Here is a 16,700-nt window from a genome sequence, read left to right as displayed (position 1 = left end):
GGTAGCGAGAAACCCATCACTTGGATTTCATCTGGCTGGAAGACGAACGAAGAGAAAACGGCCTTAATGGCCTCGCGAATAATGATCTGGAATGACTTCGTAAAGGGCCGGAATGGCGGTTTTGCGGGCGATCACAGGTCAAGCAATTGTCGCAGCGATCCGACCGAAACAAGTCGGACCTGCAACCAATAACCAAACGAGGGCTAACCCTCGTTGCTCGGGAGAGAATAAATGAGGCGCGTATCAGTCAAGTTGGCTCTGTTTGCGACCACCACGCTCGCCGGAGCAGTACCGGCGATGGCACAGGATGCGGGGGGCGACATCGTCGTCACCGCTCGCCGTACCGAGGAACGCCTGCAGGACGTTCCCATCTCCATGGCCGTCTTCAGCCAGCAACAGCTGACCAACAAGAACATCGTGTCGGGTGCCGATCTGGCCACCTATACTCCGTCACTCTCGGCTAATTCGCGTTACGGTAGCGAAACGGCGACTTTCGCCATCCGTGGATTTACCCAGGAATCCTTTACGTCACCGTCCGTCGCGATCTACTTCGCGGACGTGGTGGGGCCGCGTGCGCAAGGCGGAACGCCGGGCGGCAACGGCGCTGGCGTCGGTCAGTATTTCGATCTCCAGAACGTCCAGGTTCTGAAGGGGCCGCAGGGAACGCTGTTCGGACGCAATACTACGGGCGGTGCGGTATTGCTGGTGCCGGAGCGTCCCACAGATGTACTGGAAGGCTATCTCGAGGGGTCCTACGGCAACTACGACATGTATCGTATGCAAGGCGTCGTCAACGTACCGCTGAGTGACACTTTCAAGGTTCGTTTGGGTTTCGATCGCCAGAAGCGGGACGGGTACCTCAAAAACCAGAGCACCCGGGGACCGGATGCTTTCGGCGACGTCAATTACTGGGCAGCGCGTCTGGGCATCCTGGCCGAGCTTACGCCGGACCTGGAAAGCTACACGCTCGCCCGCTTCAGCCATTCCGATACCAACGGAGTTGCCGGCAAGATGGTGACGGCGGCAGGTTGCCTGGGCAACACGACCACGCCCACGCCCGGGTCGACAGCCCAGTTCCTGGCGCCGCTCGGCTGCAAGATGATCACCGACGCCGCGGCCCGCGGCGATGGGTACTGGGATGTGGCGATGAGCGCGGCAAACCCGTTCCTGAAGATCGATCAGTGGGCCGTATCCAACACAACGACCTGGGTGGTAAACGATACACTCACCGTCAAGAACATAGCCAGCTATCAGGAATTTCGCCAGAAGCAGTCGTTCAACATCGGCTCTGACGACTATGCATTCCCGGCGACGACGCAATTTGGCGCCCCCAGCCCTTATGCCGGCCTGCCGTTCACATGGGTCGGGCTCAACCCCGATTCCAACTTCCCCAACGTCTCGCAATGGACCGCGACTGAAGAGTTGCAGATCCAAGGCCGCACAAGTGATGGCAAGCTGAACTACGTCCTTGGCGGCTATTACGAGAAAAGCGGACCGCTCAACCCGTTCCAGGGTTCGCTTTCGCCGATCTCGTATACCACCCAGATCCCGATTGCGCCCGGCATTTCGGTCCCGGTGCTGTCGAGCCTGTCGTGCACCGATATCGCGGCCTACCAATGTACGCCGATCAATTCGCTCGGCGTGGCGGGCATTCCCGGCCTGATTCAGAACTCCCTGACGCGTTACCGGTATCGCAACGCGGGCTTCTTCGGCCAGGGCACTTACAAGATCACCGACCAGCTCTCGGTAACGGCGGGACTGCGCTACACGATGGACAAGGTTGCGGGCCAGGGCGGCACGCGCCAGGCGTTCTTCTTCGCACCCAACACGCCGACATTCGTATGCGCGGCTTACCCCGGTCGTCCTGCACCCAGCGGCGAGAATTGCCTCACCAACATCGCACAAAAATCCAACAAGCCGACTTGGCTGATCGACCTGGATTACAAGCCGACGCCCGATATGCTCGTCTATGCCAAATACGCGCGCGGCTATCGCCAGGGTAATGTGAACGCATCGAATACGATCCCCATTTCGTGGGGTCCCGAAAAGGTGGAGGCTTACGAAATCGGCGTGAAGACCTCATTCCGCGGAGCGGTCAGCGGATATTTGAACCTCGCGGCCTTTTACAACGATTTTTCCAACCAGCAGTTGACCGCGAACCTCATTCCCGACGCAAGCATCCCCAACAACACGAGCTCTCCGGCTCAAGCCATCGTCAATGCAGGCAAGTCGCGCATCCAGGGCATTGAGGTTGATGGCTCCATCAACTTCAGCGGTCTCTCGATCGCTCTGGGCTATGCCTATCTCGACACGAAGCTGAAGTCCTACAGCCCGCCGAATTTCCCCGGTTATCTCCCGCCCTCGACCGGCGCCAACGTCGGCGGGCCACTGCCGCAGTCGCCCAAGCACAAGCTGACGGTCACGCCGACCTACACCCTGCCGCTGGATGACAGTCTGGGCCGGATATCGATCAGCGGCACCTATATCTACACCGCCAAGCAGATTGCCCTGGCGGACTCTCCGGTGGGCGTGTTGCCGTCGAGCCAATTGGTCAACTTCAACCTGAACTGGAACGACGTGCTGGGAGGCCCGATCGATGCGTCGGCGTTCGTCACCAACGCGTTCAATGAAAAGTATCCGGTGTTCGTCAGCGGGTCATTCGCATCGATCGGCTCGGAGAGTATCATTCTGGGAATGCCCCGGATGTACGGCATCCGGCTGCGCTATCGTTTTGGAGATTGATCAACCGATATAGGAATGCAGGTAACCTGCGAGCGCTATGCGCATGAGACGACCCCAATGGGGACCTATCAGTATAGCGCTCGTACTTTCTGCCCTTGGGCAATGCCATGGCGGCTGGTTATGCCGAACAACCTTCGGCCACAAAAACGTTGGCGGTGGCGGGGCCGATGCCGCTGGTCGCGCCGGTGATGACGGCAACCTTGCCGTTGAGACGTTGGGACATGACGAGTTCATTTGCTTTAAATTTCGGAGCTCTCAGGGGCTCATGCGTTACGGATTTTCGCGAAGGCCCGGCGCATCTCCTCGGCGAAGAGTTGCGGCTGCTCGAAGGCTGCGAAGTGGCCGCCGCGATCGACCTCGTTCCAGTAGAACATGTTCGGCCAGCGGGCCTGCGCCCAGTCCTTCGGCGCGCGGTAGATTTCCCTGGGGAAGATCGTGGCCGCCATGGGAAGCTCGATGGTGCCCGCGTCGAAGCCGCCGCCGTTACGGGTGTTTTCCCAGTAGATCCGTGCGGACGAAGCGGCGCTGTCCGTGAACCAGTAGAGCGAGATGTCGTCGAGCATCTGGTCGATGCTCAGCGCATCCTCGGGGTTGCCGCGGTTGTCGGTCCAGGCCTGGAACTCTTCATAGATCCACGTCGCCTGTCCGATCGGGGAGTCGGCAAGGGTATAGCCCACCGTCTGCGGCCGGGTGCCCTGCTGCTTGAAGTATCCGAACTGGTCGTTCAGGAATGCACCGATGGCGGCCATGCACGCCTGCTGCTGCGGCGTCAGCGTCGCGGGGGGCTGGGCCGGGATCACCAGCGGCCAGTTCACATGGGCGGCCACAAGGCCGGCCGGGCGCACATGACCGAGGGCGTGCGTGACGCCTGCGCCCCAGTCGCCGCCTTGCGCGACCCACTTGGTGTAGCCGAGCCTCTGCATCAGGACGCCCCATGCCCTAGCTGTGCGCACCACGTCCCATCCCGTCGAGGTGGGCTTGTCGGAAAAGCCGAAACCGGGCTGCGAAGGGATCACCACGTCGAAGGCATCTTCCGCCTTGCCGCCGTGCGCGGTCGGATCGGTCAGGGGGCCGATCACATCGAGGAACTCCACCACCGACCCCGGCCAGCCATGCGTCAGGATGATCGGCAGCGCGCCCTTGTGGCGCGAGCGAATGTGGATGAAGTGAATGCCCAGCCCGTCGATCTCGGTGCGGAACTGGGGGTAGGAATTGAGGCGGCGCTCGAACCGGCGCCAGTCGTACTGGTCGCGCCAATGGGCGAGCAGGGCCTTGGCTTTGTCCAGCGGGACGCCCTGCGACCAGTCGCTGACGGTCTCGCGCTCGGGCAGGCGCGTCATGCGCAGGCGCAGCTTCAAGTCGTCGATCGCGACCTGCGGGACTTCGACGCGGAACGGGGTGATTGCTGAGGAGGCGGGCGGGAGGCGAAGGCCCTGAGCACTCGCGATCTCATTCGCGCTGGCCGGGGCGGCCATGACGCTCGTTGCCACTGCGGCCAGTGCAGCGCCCTTGCCAAGTTCGGCGAATGCCTGGCGGCGTGAAGGCCCGGCGGGCTTCTCGGGTGAGGGAATGGTCATGCGATGTCCTTGTTCGGCTGAAGCGATCCTGCACCGAGCTAAGACATCGCGCTTTCGCGAACGATCAGACGCGCGGGCGAAGGCACAGAGCCGTTCGTGTCATGCGATCATACGCAGGTATGAAAGCGGGCATCGCGCGCATGATTGGGTCTTTGGGGCTGAATTCCCACACACGCTGGAACAGGAACAACCGACAGAAGGAGGCCATCATGGCCGACCACGACAAGACGCTTTCCACCGAAGTGACCGTTAGCGCCTATTACCGGGTCCACCCGGAAGACCGGCAGGCTTTCATCGACGCCGTCGTCCCTGAAATGACGGCGGCGCAGAAGATGCCGGGCTGCGTCTATTATGCATTCGCGCAGGATTTGACCGATCCCAACGCGTTCCACCTGCTGGAAGGCTGGGCGGATCAGACGGCCTATGAGAACCACGAGGAGGCCGAGAGCTTCCTTTCGGCTCTGTCCACGGTCGTGAAGACCGTGCGCATCCTTCACCGCGAAGGTGTGCGCTATGACGTGGCGCGCATGCATGTCGACGACCCCCGCGGCAAGGTTGCGTGACTCGGGAAGGGGGGCACTTGCGGCCCCCCTTTACCTTTCCGAGGGAAAGACAAGCTCCACTTGCGATCCCCACGGGGACAGGAAATAGAACCAGCGAGATCCGTCCGGGAGTGTCACCGGATCGTTCAGAATGGTCAGCCCCATGGCGCGGACTGCCGCGATGGCGCGGGTGGGATCGTTGGCCCTGAGCGCGATGTGCGTCGCTCCGGCGTCGTCCTCGCGAGGTTGCTTGTGTGCCGCGGCGGGCGATGCATATTCGAACAGTTCGATTTTCGACCCGTCGCGCGCCTCGATCATCATGAGGCGTTTGAGGCGGGCGGAAGCATGCCAGCGGAAACGCTTCTTCCATTGCGCATCGACGGGAGCAGGGCTCCAGTCGGATACGATGCGCGTACCCATCAGGTCATGGAAGAACTCGGCCGCCTCGCTCGCATCCGGCACGTTCATGCCGACGTGGTCGAGGCCCGAAGCGTCGATGGCGGGCCTTGCGTGGCCATCGATCCCGGGTGTGCCGGGCGGAGGGGCGTCCACGGCGATTGCGGTGGTGGCATTGGCCACCACCGCAATCAGCATCGTCAGCGCGAAGACCCGAGGTCTCACCATGGGGCGGGGGCTCCCTCATCCCAGTGCACCAGCTTCGAATACATCCTTTCGCCCCGTATCCGGAGCAGGCGGAAGATCTCGCGCGGGAAAGGGAGTTGCATCATGACGGTGTCTCCGTGGTCAGGCGGGCGCTCAGTGTTCGAGCGCTGCCGCGAGGTTTCCGAAGACGCCAAGCTGACCCAGCAGGATCGTCGCGGCGGTGTAGCAGTGGAACGAGGCGACCTTGCCGCCGCGAAGGTGGAAGATGTCGCAGCAGGGCGCATGGATTTCGTTGCCGGTCGCCCGGATTGTGCCGGCGGGCAGGCGAAGGTCTCCGCGATGCGTGCCGTTGAGGCTCAGTTCGACGATGACGACGTCGCCGTCGACGTAGAACTTGTCCAGCGCTCGGTGCATGTCCGGGAAGGCTTCGGCATAGATGTCGACCGTGTCGCCGATCTCCTTGCCATAGTATTTCTGCCCGGCCGCGACGTCCCAGAAATAGCCGTCCTCGGTGAACAGCGAGACGAAACGGGCGGTGTCCCTGCCGTCACCTTCAGCAAAGGCATAAAGCGAGCGGATCACGTCTTCATTGCTGGGCATATTGTCGGTCCTTTCCGAGAGATCACAGTCCTTGCGACCGATTGCCGGCCGCGACGGGAGGATCATAGGAAAGGCTGTGAGAGGGGGCGTTCAGGCGGGGGTATGGCAGGGTGATACTCGTGCGCTAGGCCGTCATACCCGGGTATGATGGGGCGACGGGGCGATCGCTTCGATCACTGCATTGCCTTGATCGCTTCCGCCATCTTGACGAAATCGGCAAGCGTCTTCGCACCCATCTTGCGCATGGCATTGCCGCGGTGGATCTTGATGGTGATCTCGCTGAGTTCGAGATCCCAGGCGATCTGTTTGTTCATCCTGCCTTGCGCCACATGGGACATCACTTCGCGCTCGCGCGGGGAGAGGGATGCATAGCGCTCGCGAAGCGCTTCCGAGCCCTGCCGCTCCACCCGCAGTTCAAGATCGCGGGCGAGGGCAGCCGCAACGGCATCCAGCATGTCCTGTTCGCGAAACGGCTTGGGCAGGAAGTCGATCGCTCCGGCCTTCATGCCGCGCACGCTCATGGGGATGTCTCCGTGGCCGGTCATGAGGATGACCGGCATCGACACGTTGGCCTCCGCGAGTTGGACCTGGAAATCCAGGCCGCTCACGCCGGGCAGTCGGACGTCCAGGATCACGCATCCGGCGGAGGTTGCGCAGCCCGAGTTCATGAACTCGGACGCGCTCGCAAATGTCTTCACGGCATGGCCGATGGATCGAAACAGACTATCGAGGGCAATCCTGATCGAAGGGTCGTCGTCGACGATGTGGATCGTCTGCAGGTCTTGTGTGCCGGTCATGCTTAGCGATGTCATGTCACGCTTCAGCCGTCGGCGTCCAGTGCGTCGACGCGGGACGAGTTCGTGTGGGGTTCGTCATCATTCTCCCCCTGATCGCCGTCCCCATCGAGGAAGACGAGCAGGGTCTTGATCCGTCCATCCTGCGCGATCAGCACGTCCCAGCCAGTGTAGCGTGGAGGTTCGCCAGCGGGGCCTGATCCCCAGGCGAGGCGGCCGGCATCGTGCAGCACCTGGGGGACACCGATGGGTGTGTAAGCAAAATCGGCATGCATGGCGCGGAGATTGCCGGCGAATTCATCGATCGCCGTGCGTCCCCGGATGATGCCGGGCGGGGCGTACAACTCGCAATCCTCGACCCACAACTCCGCAAGAGCGGCTCGGCGTCGCGCCGGATCGCCTTCGCCGAAGACTTCCTGCAGGTTGCGCTCCAGGAGTTCCAGCATGCGCGCGGCAGACGTCGCCGTGAGTGTCCCGCTCGAGGTCGATCCTGTATGATGGGTTGCTGACTGATCCACGCTGCTCATCCTCGTACGTCTGGCTGGGTCGCAGTAGCCACGGGCCGCCGCTCGGTGGGCGGGAATGTGGCTCATCGCGGCATTCGGGGAACCCCATACTCGCGTATGAGCGATTAGTCCGGCGCCCTCGAAACCGTGAATCTGCGACCGCCTCCCCCGATCGGGGGAGTGTCCTGCCCCCTCGGTGCAGTGATTGTTGTGCGCACAAGTGGACAATATCATGCGGTCCGACGGTTCTGCCTGCGGCCGCGTCAGTGACGAGGGAGGCTGGGACTATCGAAGGACGAGGCGAGAATTGCCGGGATGCTGGACTTGAGACTGGAAGCCGCAAACGGCGATTACGGGGTTTCCACGGCCGACGCAGTTCCGGCCCTGATCTCCTTTTTCGATGCCGGCCATGTCTGCCGTTTCGCCAACGATCATCATATCCAATGGTACGGGCGCACCCCCACTCAGCTTGTCGGGAAACACATGCGCGAGTTTCTGGGAGAAAACTTCTACGCCCAGCGCCGCCCGTTCCTGGAGCGTGTCGCGGCAGGCGAAACCGTGTCGTTCGAGGCGAATGTCCCCCACTGCCAGAGCGGCGTACGCGAGGCCGCCATCCGTTACGTGCCGAAATACGTCGATGGCCGCTTCGAGGGCTTTCACACGCTCGTCTTCGATCTCTCGCGCGAGCAGAACCGGTTCCACAGCGTCTTCGACGGAACCATCGTCGGGTTCGTGGAGATCGACTTGCGCAATGTGCGGCGCACCATGGCCGAACTCGAATGCGAAGTGGGGGACATTGCGGCACACATTGCGGCCGATATCGGGATCGTGCGCCGGGTGCTGGATTGCACGCCGGTCGTCGGGCTTAACGAGAAGGCCTGCCAGATGCTCGGGGTTGGCCCTTCCGAGGCGATCGGAAAGCCGCTGGGTTCGTGGTGTCCCGATGAGACCATGGGTGTGTGGAACCAGGTGTTCCTGGATTACATCGCGGGCAAGGCAAGCCATGAATCGGAAACGCTGGTCCGCCGCTCGGACGGCACCATGCTCGACGTCATTCTCAGCGCCGCTTATCCCAAGCTGCCCGACGAACAGGTCTTCGTCGTCGTGGGGCTGGTCGACATCAGTGAGCGGATAGCGCGCGAAAAGGCGCTGGCGCGCGCACAGCTGAACCTTGCCCATGCGGCGAGAGTCTCGATGCTGGGGCAACTGGCGGCCTCGATCACCCATGAGATCAACCAGCCTCTCAGCGCGATCGTCGCCAATGGCAATGCGACCCTACGCTGGCTGAACCGGCCGAAGCCCGATCTGGAGGAGGCGCGGGACGCCATCGGCAGGATGATCTTCGAGGGCGAACGTGCATCGCAGATCATCCAGCGGACCCGCGCCATGGCGATGAAGGGTAGCGGGGAACGGGCCGTGTTCGAACTGCAATCCACCCTGCATGAGGCGATCGAGATCACGCATCGGCAGCTCGGCGTGCTCGGTGCCTCCTGCGTGGCGCAAGTGTGCAGCACGCCCGTCCGGATCCTGGGGGACCGGGTGCAACTGCAGCAGGTCATCATCAATCTCATCGTCAATGCCGCGCAGGTCATGTCCAGTGCCGGGTCCGGCGCCGAGCCTGATGCCCGGCAGGTCTCGGTCCATGTCGATGCCGATGGCGGTCATGCGGTGATCCGTGTGGTCGATAGCGGCCCCGGCCTGCAGGACGCCGATGCGGACAGGCTGTTCGATGCGTTCTTCACGACCAAGTCCGATGGCATGGGCATGGGTCTGTCGGTTTCGAAGGATATCGTCGAGGCGCACGGAGGAACGATCCTGGCTTGCAACAACACGGGGCTGGGCTGCACGTTCACGATCGGCCTGCCGGTTGCTCCATCCTCGCAGCGAGCCGATGATCAGGCGCGGTCGGTGTTCCGGTTTGATTGAGGTCACAATCGTCGATCCCTCGTGGATCGGAAAAGCGCCCGCTGGCGGAGACAACGCTTCCTTGTCGGAATACCATGGTCCTGTCGGACCTAGGCGTAGTCGTTGCCTTCAGGCTCGCCGATAACATCAGAGCGCGCTTCCATCGCCTCCGTCTTTTCCCAAGCGCAAGGAGACGGTTCGGCCGGTGTGTGTCCGATCGTCATGCTGCGAAGAACGCCATCCCGGCGGATCAGGCCATGCATGAGCGCCGCGCTGAGATGGGCCAAGATCAGGGCGAAGAACAGGACCGCGATGATCGTATGGGCTTGGCGCAGCAGCGCGTAGAGCCAGAGGTCGTGCGGTGCGATCGGGGGGAGGATAACGCCGGGAGCCAGTTCGACCGGATAGCTGCCCGCAGAAAGCATCGCCCAGCCGACCAGCGGCATGGCAGCCATGCTCGCGTAGAGAATGACGTGAGAGGCCTTGGCTACGATGACCTGCCGGGGAGGCAAATCGGCAGGAAGCGGCGGCGAACCGGTGGCGAGACGCAGCGGGAGTCGTGCCAGAACAAGGACCAGGATGGCGATGCCGATCGGCCTGTGCAGGGCCAGAAGACTCAAGTAGGCCGGACCGGTCGTGGACACCATCCCTACGCCGATGAAGAGCATGGTGAGGACCATGGCCGCCATAAGCCAGTGAAGGCCGCGCAGGAGGGGGTGAAAATCATGGGCAGGGCGAGTCATCGTGCGGTATCCTTCGAGCCTGTGAGGTCGCTGCCGATCGCGCTCGGATACGGGCCTTCCCCCGCGCGGCGGGTGAAGGAAGAGGAATAGGTCTTGGACCGGGCCGAGAGCAGCGGGTCGTCGGAAAGTCCGATGCCGCTCGGCAGGATCGTCGGGTCGAAGTTGAGATCTCGGCACGGGCCCGTCTCCTCCGACAGCACCTTGTCGATGGTCAGGATGCCGGCATCGAGTGCGGTATGCGGGCCGGTCCAAGCCACGGTGGCGTTGTCGGTCCGGTCCCCGGCATTGGCCGGCGTCAGGATCAGGTGCCAGCGGGACGGACCTTTGGCGGTGCGCGCGATCATTTCCTTGAACAATGCGTCACGCGGCAACTGGTTGAGGTGCGCCTTGTCGAGCCCGGTCAGAGGAGTGTCGGGCGCGAAATGCCAGCGCACGAAACGCGTGTGCCCGGAGCGGTTGGTCATCGTGAAAGCGTTGATGGAATAGTAAGTCGCGTTGGCGAAGCTGCTGGGGAGCACCGCAGCCTTGAGATAATCCTGAAAGGCCTTAACCGAGGGATACCGGCCGATCAGCGCTTTCATCGCGGCGGGATCCGGCTTGCCGGTCGCGGGGTCGGGGCGCGTGGTGCGCTGCAGAGCTATGAAGCCCGCCGCATCCGCCACCGGAAAGATCGGGGTGTGATCCATCGCCATGCGCCATTCCTGGCCATCGGGTGTCTTGAGAGCCAGTGCCATCGAGTGGAAGACATTGCGTCCGTCGGTCGCCAGCGGGTTACCGCCCGCGACCGAGAACCGCCCGATCACGGGATACGCACCCTTGGCAAGGGCGCTTGCGGTCGAAACGGTGCTACCGGCGCCATTGGCATTGAAGCTGCCGGAAAAGCACATGCCCTTGGCATGGGCGCGGCGATAGCCGGGCTGCGCTTTTCCGGTGTTGTATTCCAGTGCTGCGGTGACGTCGCCGCCGCTGATGCGACGCGGTCCGATCCAGCCGGCCGCCCACAGGAAGGCCAGCACGAGGGAAGCGGCAATGCCGCCGATCAGGGCTACCGGCCCCGGGGGAATGCGTTTGGGCGCGGACATGAAGCCTCCGTGTCGTCGTTGACGTTGGGCGCGGAACGGGATGTACTTTGGCGTACATGGCGATGCGCCTGTGATTTTGCTGTACCCTGCATCCTGCTATGGGTTCCGGTGCGGCGCCCGCGGCAGGGTCAGTTCGATATGGAACATCTCCCCCGCGATCGAACTGGTCGCGAGGATCGTGCCGCCATGGAATCGCGCAAGCGATCGGCACAAGCCGAGGCCGCCCTCGGACAGATGCGGCTCGACATGGGCGCTCTCCGATTGCTCCGCGGCATCGTTCGTCCTGCCGCAGGCTATGGCCAGCCGGACAAGGGTTTGGTCCGCGCTGGTCACGATCCGGATGCCGGTTCGGCTTTCCTGCAGGCGTGCATTGCTCAGCGCAGTGCAGACGAGGCTCGAGACGAGCTGTTCGAGAAGGTGGGCCTCGCCCGAAACCGCAGCAGTTGCGCCGCCCAGGCTGAGTTCGAACGAAAGCCCGGGCTGGCGGGTTTGAATGGCATCGACCACGCCCCCGACGAGATGGTCAAAAGCGATGATGGAACGCTCCAGCCTTCCCTTCGCCACGAGTTCGCGCACGCCGTCGATCACGCGCGCCGCGTCGTCGCCGGCATGCTCCGCCTGCGCGATCGCCTGGCTTGCCTCGGACACGTCAGCAGGCGTCCTGGCAAGCCATCGCCGGGCGGTCGCCAGATAGGCATTAATCGACGACAGGGGCTGGCTCACATCGTGGGCGATCGCGATCGACAGGCTGCCGATGATGGCCCTGTGCAGGGCTTCGTCGCGTTCGAGACGGGCCACTTCCAGATGCTTTTCCATGCGCTTGCGCTCGGTAAGGTCCAGAGCGCTTGCGCAGATGCGGTCGTAGCCCGTGCCATCGACAGGCAATCGCATCGCGACGAAGACTGCAACCAGGGTGCTGTTGGCAGTGCGGACCTGGCATTCGGTTTCGAACGCGGGGCTGCGGCGGTCGATCGAGAGCAGGGCCTCCACGAAACTGGAGTCATCGTCGGGGAGAAAGTCCGAAAGGTTTTCGAAGAACGGTGCCTCGTCGGAAACTTCGAGAAGGCGCCGTGCCGCGGCGTTCGCGTGCGTGATCTTCACCAGCCTCCGCAGGTACGCGACGTCACCGGGGTGTGCCCTCAGATGGGCTTCGAGATCGGTGACGGCTTCCTTGATCTTCGCCAGTTCCTTTACGACCAGCGTGAAATCATGCTCCCATATCGCCAATGCCAGCGAATTGAAGATCGTTTCGTAGCGGGCATCGCTGATCCTCACCTGTTCGTGGAGCCGGCCGTTTCGGGAGGTCAGCAGGGCGGCCACGGTGATGGCCGCAAGGCTGGCGAGCAGCCGCAGCATTTCATCGGTATTGGCTTTGCCGCCATGATTGATCAGGAAGCTGACCAAGGCGAGCACGCCGCATGGATAGGCCCAGGCCGAGGTGCGGGTTCGTGCGGTGCCGTCGTCAGCCACGATCAGAACCAGCGCATAGAGCACGGCAACTGCGCTTTGCAGGCGCGTAAAGGTGTCGATCACGAAGACGCCGGCCATGGCCAGGGCTGCGAGTGAAATCCTCGTCCTGTTCGTGAAGGGCGTGGCCATGATGCGCGATCCCGTTGAGGTGGTGCGACGGTGTGCTGCCTGATCCTGCATGTCCTGCGGGATTTTCAGAACCGGTTCGTGGAATCGCGCGCAAGCAGGTCTTCGATCATGTCGATGACGGCATCGGCATCGAGCGGCTTGACCAGAAATCGATAGGCACCGTTTCGTTCTGCCCGCTCGCGCCATTCGGCATCCGGGAAGGCTGTCATGAGCGCGACAGGGACTGTCGGCGCGATGGCATGGATGCGCTCGAGCAGATCGATCCCCGACAGCCCAGGCATCTGGATGTCGCTGAATACGAGGGCAAAGCGATGAGGATCGTGCTGCAGAAAGCTGGCGCCGCAGTCGAACAGTTCCGATTGCACGTCGATCGACCGCAGGAGACTGCCGAGCGCAGTGCGTACGCATTCCTCGTCGTCGATGATCGCAATAGCAGCAGTTGCCGGTGTAGGCGGAATGGAGTTCATGAAAGAGCCTTTTGACCAGTCCTCGACCTAGGCGGGCAGTGGCCTGCGGACAATTATACGCGGGTGTGAACGGGAACCGGCTGGCGGCACGCCATCTCCCTGTTTCATATGTCAGCATGAGTGCGCATGAGCGGCAGCGATGCTACCGCACCTGCGGTGATGCTGCGTCCCAGGTGTGGGCGTCTTTGATGAGGGTATCCTTGGAAGAGGCACGGAGAACTGCCGGATGGTGAAAGCGGCATGGCGAAAGGCATGGCCGATCGCAGTCACGCGGATGATCCCGCGCCTTGTGCTGTTCGGTGTGACGGCATTTCTGTCCGTGGTCAGTGGCCAGGCCAGCGCGGGCGATCCACCGACTTCTTCGCTCGAATTGCAAGGCTGGCAGCGCAGTTTCGCCGGGCCGCGCGACGGTGCGCCGGCCGGAGTGCGCGCCCTTGCGCAGACACCTGATGGTATTCTGTGGCTGGGCGCCATAGATGGTCTCTATCGTCACGACGGCAGGAGCTTCGAGCGGCTCCCCCCTTCGACGAAAAGGCCGACCCAGGCCGATACGATTTCGGCCTTGCTGGCAACGTCTGCCGGCGACTTGTGGGTAGGGCACGATTACGGCGGACTTTCGCTCGTCCGGGACGGGCGGCACGTTCCGGTGTCCGACGTTCCCCTGGGGACGGTATGGGCCTTGCCGACCAACTCATCCGGCCAGGCATGGGCGGTCGGCAGCAACAGCCGAAACGTCTATCTGGCGCGTCTCGTCGGTCGCAGATGGGTCTCGTGGGTCCAGGTGAAGGCCGAACTCTTCTACGGGAGTGCCGTTGGAAGGGATGGCACCTTGTGGCTCATCCTCGGCGACAGGCTGATCGCGGTTTCGCCGAGTGCCCGCCGGTGGCGCGTGGTGGCCGGCGGCATGACATCGTCAAGCCTTGTCAGCGGGCCTTCCGGCGATGTCTGGCTCGTCACGCCGACCTCGCTTCGTGAATTGGTGGGAGACGGGGCGGGCTCTCTCTCAGGGCGCACCATTACCGGCCTCGCCCGCGAGGGGGATGCGCCTATCCTGTTCGATGACGCCAATCACTTCTGGATCGTTCAGAGCGACGATACGCTCGAGCGCTATGCCATAGACGATCACGCGCACGCGACCCGGATTGCACAGTGGCATGGCGGCTACACTTTGACCGCGCCAGTATTGCCGCTCAACTCGTTGCCCCTGATCACCGATCGCGAACACGCACTGTGGATGGGGACGAGCCAGGGGCTGGAGCGGTTCAGCCGCACCTCCTTCGTGCCGGTCCTCGCCGGAGCGAGCAACTCGGTCATCAACCGTTCGCCGGCCTTTGCCATCGCGGATGGACGCGGTGCCATCTGGGCATGGCGGAATGGCCAGCTCTTTCGTGCCGGAGCGCATACCGCGCCAAGCATGAGTGTGGCGAACATTGGCGGTGTCATGTCGCCATGTGCCAGCATGTCGGGGGGCGTTTGGACTTTCTCCGGGGGCGATCGTCTCGCACGCGTCGGCGGACAAGGCGGAACGGTGCCGCTCGGAACCGCTGGCGAGGACATGGCAAAAGGTTTAGCCCTCACCGGGTGTCTGGAGGATGACCGGGGGCGTCTGTGGGGCGGTGGCGACCACGGCCTGTTCCTGCTTGATGCCGGTCGCGGCGGAGCCGTGCCTCTGGGTGAGGATGCCGGATTTTCGATCGGGACCTACGCACCCTGGCGTGGTGGGCAGGTGCTGGCCTATGTCGGCAATGGCAACCTGTGGCTGACCGATGGAACCCATTCCAGGATCGTGTGGCGTCACGCCGACAATACGCTTGGGTTCATTCAGGCGCAGTACCGTACCGAAGATTCGATCCTGCTGGGTGGAGATCGGGGGCTCGGCCGGTTCGATGGACAATCCGTCAAGGTCATATCCAGCGCGCGCTTTCCCTGGCTCAGCTTTGTCGCAGGCGTGGTCCAGACACCGGCCGGTGATACATGGCTGCAGACCAGCGACGGCGTCGTGCGCCTGCGTACCGCCGAGCTTGATCGCGCTTTTGAAGATCGCAACTTTCGGCCGGACGTTCGCATCTTTCGGAATGCGGACGGTGTGCCCGGCCCGCCGACATATTCGAACATGTCCGGCCTGTCCGCTGATCGCAACGGCAGGATCTGGGTTTCGACCGCTAATGGGATCGCCGTGTTCGATCCTTCCAGTGCTCCACCGGACGGGCCGGCACCGCCGATTCTCGTCACGGGGATCGAGGCCGATGAACGCAGCTATGCGGTGGCGCACCAGGTACACCTGCCTGCAGGCATTGCACGGCTCAGAATACAACTGGCGGTCATCGACTTCGACAACCCCATGGCAACACGCCTCAGCTACCGGCTGCAGGGCATGGATGATGCGTGGGTGGATGCCAGCGGCCAGCGCATGGCGATGTTCACCAATCTCGCGCCGGGACACTATCGCTTCGAGGTCATCGGCGCGAATTCGCATGGCGTGTGGAACCGCGTGGGGCAGTCGATCGAGATCGATGTCGCTGCACATTTCTGGCAGACTTGGTGGTTCGCCCTGGCAGCAGGCCTGTCGCTGCTTGTTGCGATCTGGCTGGCTGCCCGATGGCGGATAGCGCAGTTGACCCGGCGACTGCGCAGCCAGGCCGCAGAGCGCGCAAACAAGCGTGAGCGAATCGCCCGCGAAATCCATGATACCCTCCTGCAGGGAATGCAGGGACTGGTCATGCGCATCCAGTCGATCGTGGGTCGCATGCAGTCCTCCGATCCCAACCGGCAAACTCTCGAGCAAAGTCTGGACAGAGCAGATGCGCTCATCGCCGAGGGCAAGATGCGGGTGAACACCATGCATTATGATGATGCCCCAGCAGATCTGGTTGCTTTGCTCCGGCAGGCAATGGCGGAAATGCCTTTTGCATCCAGTGTGATACGTACTGTGAACTCCAGTGGGGGGGCGGCGCCGGTCGAACCGGTGGTGGCGCGCGAGGTTCGCGAGATTGTCGCCGAGGCATTGTTCAATGCGGCACGGCATGCGAATGCGGCGAATGTGGTGGTCGATGTCGTGTATGGCCAGCGGGCTCTCGAAATCAGCGTGATCGATGACGGCGTAGGTATCGCCGGGCATATTCCTGGAAGTTCCGGCTATGGCCTGACCGGAATGCGCAAGCGCGCCGAAGGCATCGGAGCGAGTCTGTCGATCATGGGCGGCGCAACTTCGGGAACCAGCGTCATGCTGCGGATTCCTGCGCGCAAGGCTTATGTTCCACGTGCCGGCTTCCTTGCGAGCAAGTTTGGACGGCGCCGAGCCCACGGCGCGGATCTCTAGCATTACAGTTGCATTTTTGACTTGATATGAGCGCGCCGTGCGGCAGCCTGATGCGCTCGTCTCCAGCATGACCAGGCGATGATGTAGGCGGGCTGGATACGACGCTGGGCCAGCTTGTTGGCGATCCGCCGGACTTCCTGGATCGACCAGCGGATCAGATCCTGATGGTCGGCATCCTTAGTCTTTTTGGGGGCGTCGCGTGGTTGGCGCGATATCGGATC

15 protein-coding genes are annotated in these 16,700 nt (G+C 62.8%); 4 read left to right on the top strand and 11 right to left on the bottom strand.

Features of this window, described 5'->3' with window-relative positions:
* Positions 1 to 231: 231 nt before the first annotated feature.
* On the top strand, positions 232 to 2,742 hold the full coding sequence (locus LH128_RS04315; protein WP_037517708.1) for a TonB-dependent receptor: 2,511 nt from the start codon (positions 232 to 234) through the stop codon (positions 2,740 to 2,742).
* A gap of 118 nt (positions 2,743 to 2,860) precedes the next feature.
* On the opposite strand, the gene LH128_RS04310 is transcribed toward LH128_RS04315, so the two are convergent.
* Together LH128_RS04310 and LH128_RS04305 are read right to left on the bottom strand one after the other, a co-directional pair.
* Entirely contained in the window at positions 2,861 to 2,965 is a 105-nt protein-coding gene (locus LH128_RS04310; RefSeq protein WP_008828357.1) for a short-chain dehydrogenase, read from the bottom strand.
* 40 nt (positions 2,966 to 3,005) lie between these two features.
* A complete protein-coding gene (locus tag LH128_RS04305; protein ID WP_008828356.1) occupies positions 3,006 to 4,319 on the bottom strand; it encodes an epoxide hydrolase family protein in 1,314 nt (437 codons plus the stop codon).
* Positions 4,320 to 4,528: 209 nt separating this feature from the next.
* On the opposite strand from LH128_RS04305, the gene LH128_RS04300 reads away from it, so the two are divergent.
* Complete coding sequence (locus LH128_RS04300) at positions 4,529 to 4,882, top strand: putative quinol monooxygenase (protein WP_008828355.1); 354 nt, start codon at positions 4,529 to 4,531, stop codon at positions 4,880 to 4,882.
* A gap of 30 nt (positions 4,883 to 4,912) precedes the next feature.
* On the opposite strand, the gene LH128_RS04295 is transcribed toward LH128_RS04300, so the two are convergent.
* The 4 genes from LH128_RS04295 to LH128_RS04280 form a co-directional block, all read right to left on the bottom strand.
* A complete protein-coding gene (locus LH128_RS04295) occupies positions 4,913 to 5,485 on the bottom strand; it encodes a VOC family protein (protein ID WP_008828354.1) in 573 nt (190 codons plus the stop codon).
* 132 nt (positions 5,486 to 5,617) lie between these two features.
* Positions 5,618 to 6,064: a nuclear transport factor 2 family protein gene (locus tag LH128_RS04290; RefSeq protein WP_008828353.1), complete on the bottom strand. Its 447-nt coding sequence runs from the start codon at positions 6,062 to 6,064 to the stop codon at positions 5,618 to 5,620.
* 173 nt (positions 6,065 to 6,237) lie between these two features.
* Complete coding sequence (locus LH128_RS04285; RefSeq protein WP_008828352.1) at positions 6,238 to 6,861, bottom strand: response regulator transcription factor; 624 nt, start codon at positions 6,859 to 6,861, stop codon at positions 6,238 to 6,240.
* 23 nt (positions 6,862 to 6,884) lie between these two features.
* A complete protein-coding gene (locus LH128_RS04280) occupies positions 6,885 to 7,304 on the bottom strand; it encodes a nuclear transport factor 2 family protein (RefSeq protein WP_008828351.1) in 420 nt (139 codons plus the stop codon).
* A 384-nt stretch (positions 7,305 to 7,688) separates the two neighbouring features.
* On the opposite strand from LH128_RS04280, the gene LH128_RS04275 reads away from it, so the two are divergent.
* A complete protein-coding gene (locus tag LH128_RS04275) occupies positions 7,689 to 9,290 on the top strand; it encodes a PAS domain-containing sensor histidine kinase (protein WP_172704935.1) in 1,602 nt (533 codons plus the stop codon).
* An 89-nt stretch (positions 9,291 to 9,379) separates the two neighbouring features.
* Here the strand turns inward: LH128_RS04275 and LH128_RS04270 are convergent, their stop codons facing one another.
* The 4 genes from LH128_RS04270 to LH128_RS04255 form a co-directional block, all read right to left on the bottom strand.
* Complete coding sequence (locus LH128_RS04270) at positions 9,380 to 10,012, bottom strand: cytochrome b (RefSeq protein WP_008828349.1); 633 nt, start codon at positions 10,010 to 10,012, stop codon at positions 9,380 to 9,382.
* Positions 10,009 to 11,094 (bottom strand): catalase family peroxidase, encoded by a 1,086-nt coding sequence (locus tag LH128_RS04265; RefSeq protein ID WP_008828348.1) that lies wholly within the window; start codon positions 11,092 to 11,094, stop codon positions 10,009 to 10,011. The genes LH128_RS04270 and LH128_RS04265 overlap by 4 nt, the downstream gene beginning before the upstream one ends.
* A 96-nt stretch (positions 11,095 to 11,190) precedes the next feature.
* The gene (locus LH128_RS04260; RefSeq protein ID WP_327195055.1) at positions 11,191 to 12,693 is read right to left on the bottom strand and encodes a hypothetical protein; all 1,503 of its coding nucleotides are present in this window, start codon (positions 12,691 to 12,693) and stop codon (positions 11,191 to 11,193) included.
* A 65-nt stretch (positions 12,694 to 12,758) separates the two neighbouring features.
* Complete coding sequence (locus LH128_RS04255; protein WP_008828346.1) at positions 12,759 to 13,160, bottom strand: response regulator; 402 nt, start codon at positions 13,158 to 13,160, stop codon at positions 12,759 to 12,761.
* Positions 13,161 to 13,335: 175 nt separating this feature from the next.
* Here LH128_RS04255 and LH128_RS04245 point away from each other — a divergent pair, with 175 nt between their 5' ends.
* A complete protein-coding gene (locus LH128_RS04245) occupies positions 13,336 to 16,479 on the top strand; it encodes a sensor histidine kinase (protein ID WP_172704934.1) in 3,144 nt (1,047 codons plus the stop codon).
* Between the two features lie 2 nt (positions 16,480 to 16,481).
* Here LH128_RS04245 and LH128_RS04240 read toward each other — a convergent pair.
* Positions 16,482 to 16,700, bottom strand: a 219-nt coding sequence (locus LH128_RS04240) for a hypothetical protein (protein WP_008828344.1), incomplete at its 5' end; no start/stop codon positions are given.

This window comes from Sphingomonas sp. LH128 (assembly GCF_000293195.2).
In the GTDB taxonomy this organism is placed as follows: Bacteria; Pseudomonadota; Alphaproteobacteria; order Sphingomonadales; family Sphingomonadaceae; genus Novosphingobium; species Novosphingobium resinovorum_A.
Note: the sequence above shows the minus strand (reverse complement) of the source record. Positions and strands in the feature narration are given on the sequence as shown.

Excerpts from the sequence above, each read along its gene's own strand:
- LH128_RS04315 (WP_037517708.1), top strand. The coding sequence starts at position 232 with ATGAGGCGCGTATCAGTCAAGTTGGCTCTGTTTGCGACCACCACGCTC.
- LH128_RS04310 (WP_008828357.1), bottom strand. The coding sequence starts at position 2,965 with ATGTCCCAACGTCTCAACGGCAAGGTTGCCGTCATCACCGGCGCGACC.
- LH128_RS04305 (WP_008828356.1), bottom strand. The coding sequence starts at position 4,319 with ATGACCATTCCCTCACCCGAGAAGCCCGCCGGGCCTTCACGCCGCCAG.
- LH128_RS04300 (WP_008828355.1), top strand. The coding sequence starts at position 4,529 with ATGGCCGACCACGACAAGACGCTTTCCACCGAAGTGACCGTTAGCGCC.
- LH128_RS04295 (WP_008828354.1), bottom strand. The coding sequence starts at position 5,485 with ATGGTGAGACCTCGGGTCTTCGCGCTGACGATGCTGATTGCGGTGGTG.
- LH128_RS04290 (WP_008828353.1), bottom strand. The coding sequence starts at position 6,064 with ATGCCCAGCAATGAAGACGTGATCCGCTCGCTTTATGCCTTTGCTGAA.
- LH128_RS04285 (WP_008828352.1), bottom strand. The coding sequence starts at position 6,861 with ATGACCGGCACACAAGACCTGCAGACGATCCACATCGTCGACGACGAC.
- LH128_RS04280 (WP_008828351.1), bottom strand. The coding sequence starts at position 7,304 with ATGCTGGAACTCCTGGAGCGCAACCTGCAGGAAGTCTTCGGCGAAGGC.
- LH128_RS04270 (WP_008828349.1), bottom strand. The coding sequence starts at position 10,012 with ATGACTCGCCCTGCCCATGATTTTCACCCCCTCCTGCGCGGCCTTCAC.
- LH128_RS04265 (WP_008828348.1), bottom strand. The coding sequence starts at position 11,094 with ATGTCCGCGCCCAAACGCATTCCCCCGGGGCCGGTAGCCCTGATCGGC.
- LH128_RS04260 (WP_327195055.1), bottom strand. The coding sequence starts at position 12,693 with ATGGCCACGCCCTTCACGAACAGGACGAGGATTTCACTCGCAGCCCTG.
- LH128_RS04255 (WP_008828346.1), bottom strand. The coding sequence starts at position 13,160 with ATGAACTCCATTCCGCCTACACCGGCAACTGCTGCTATTGCGATCATC.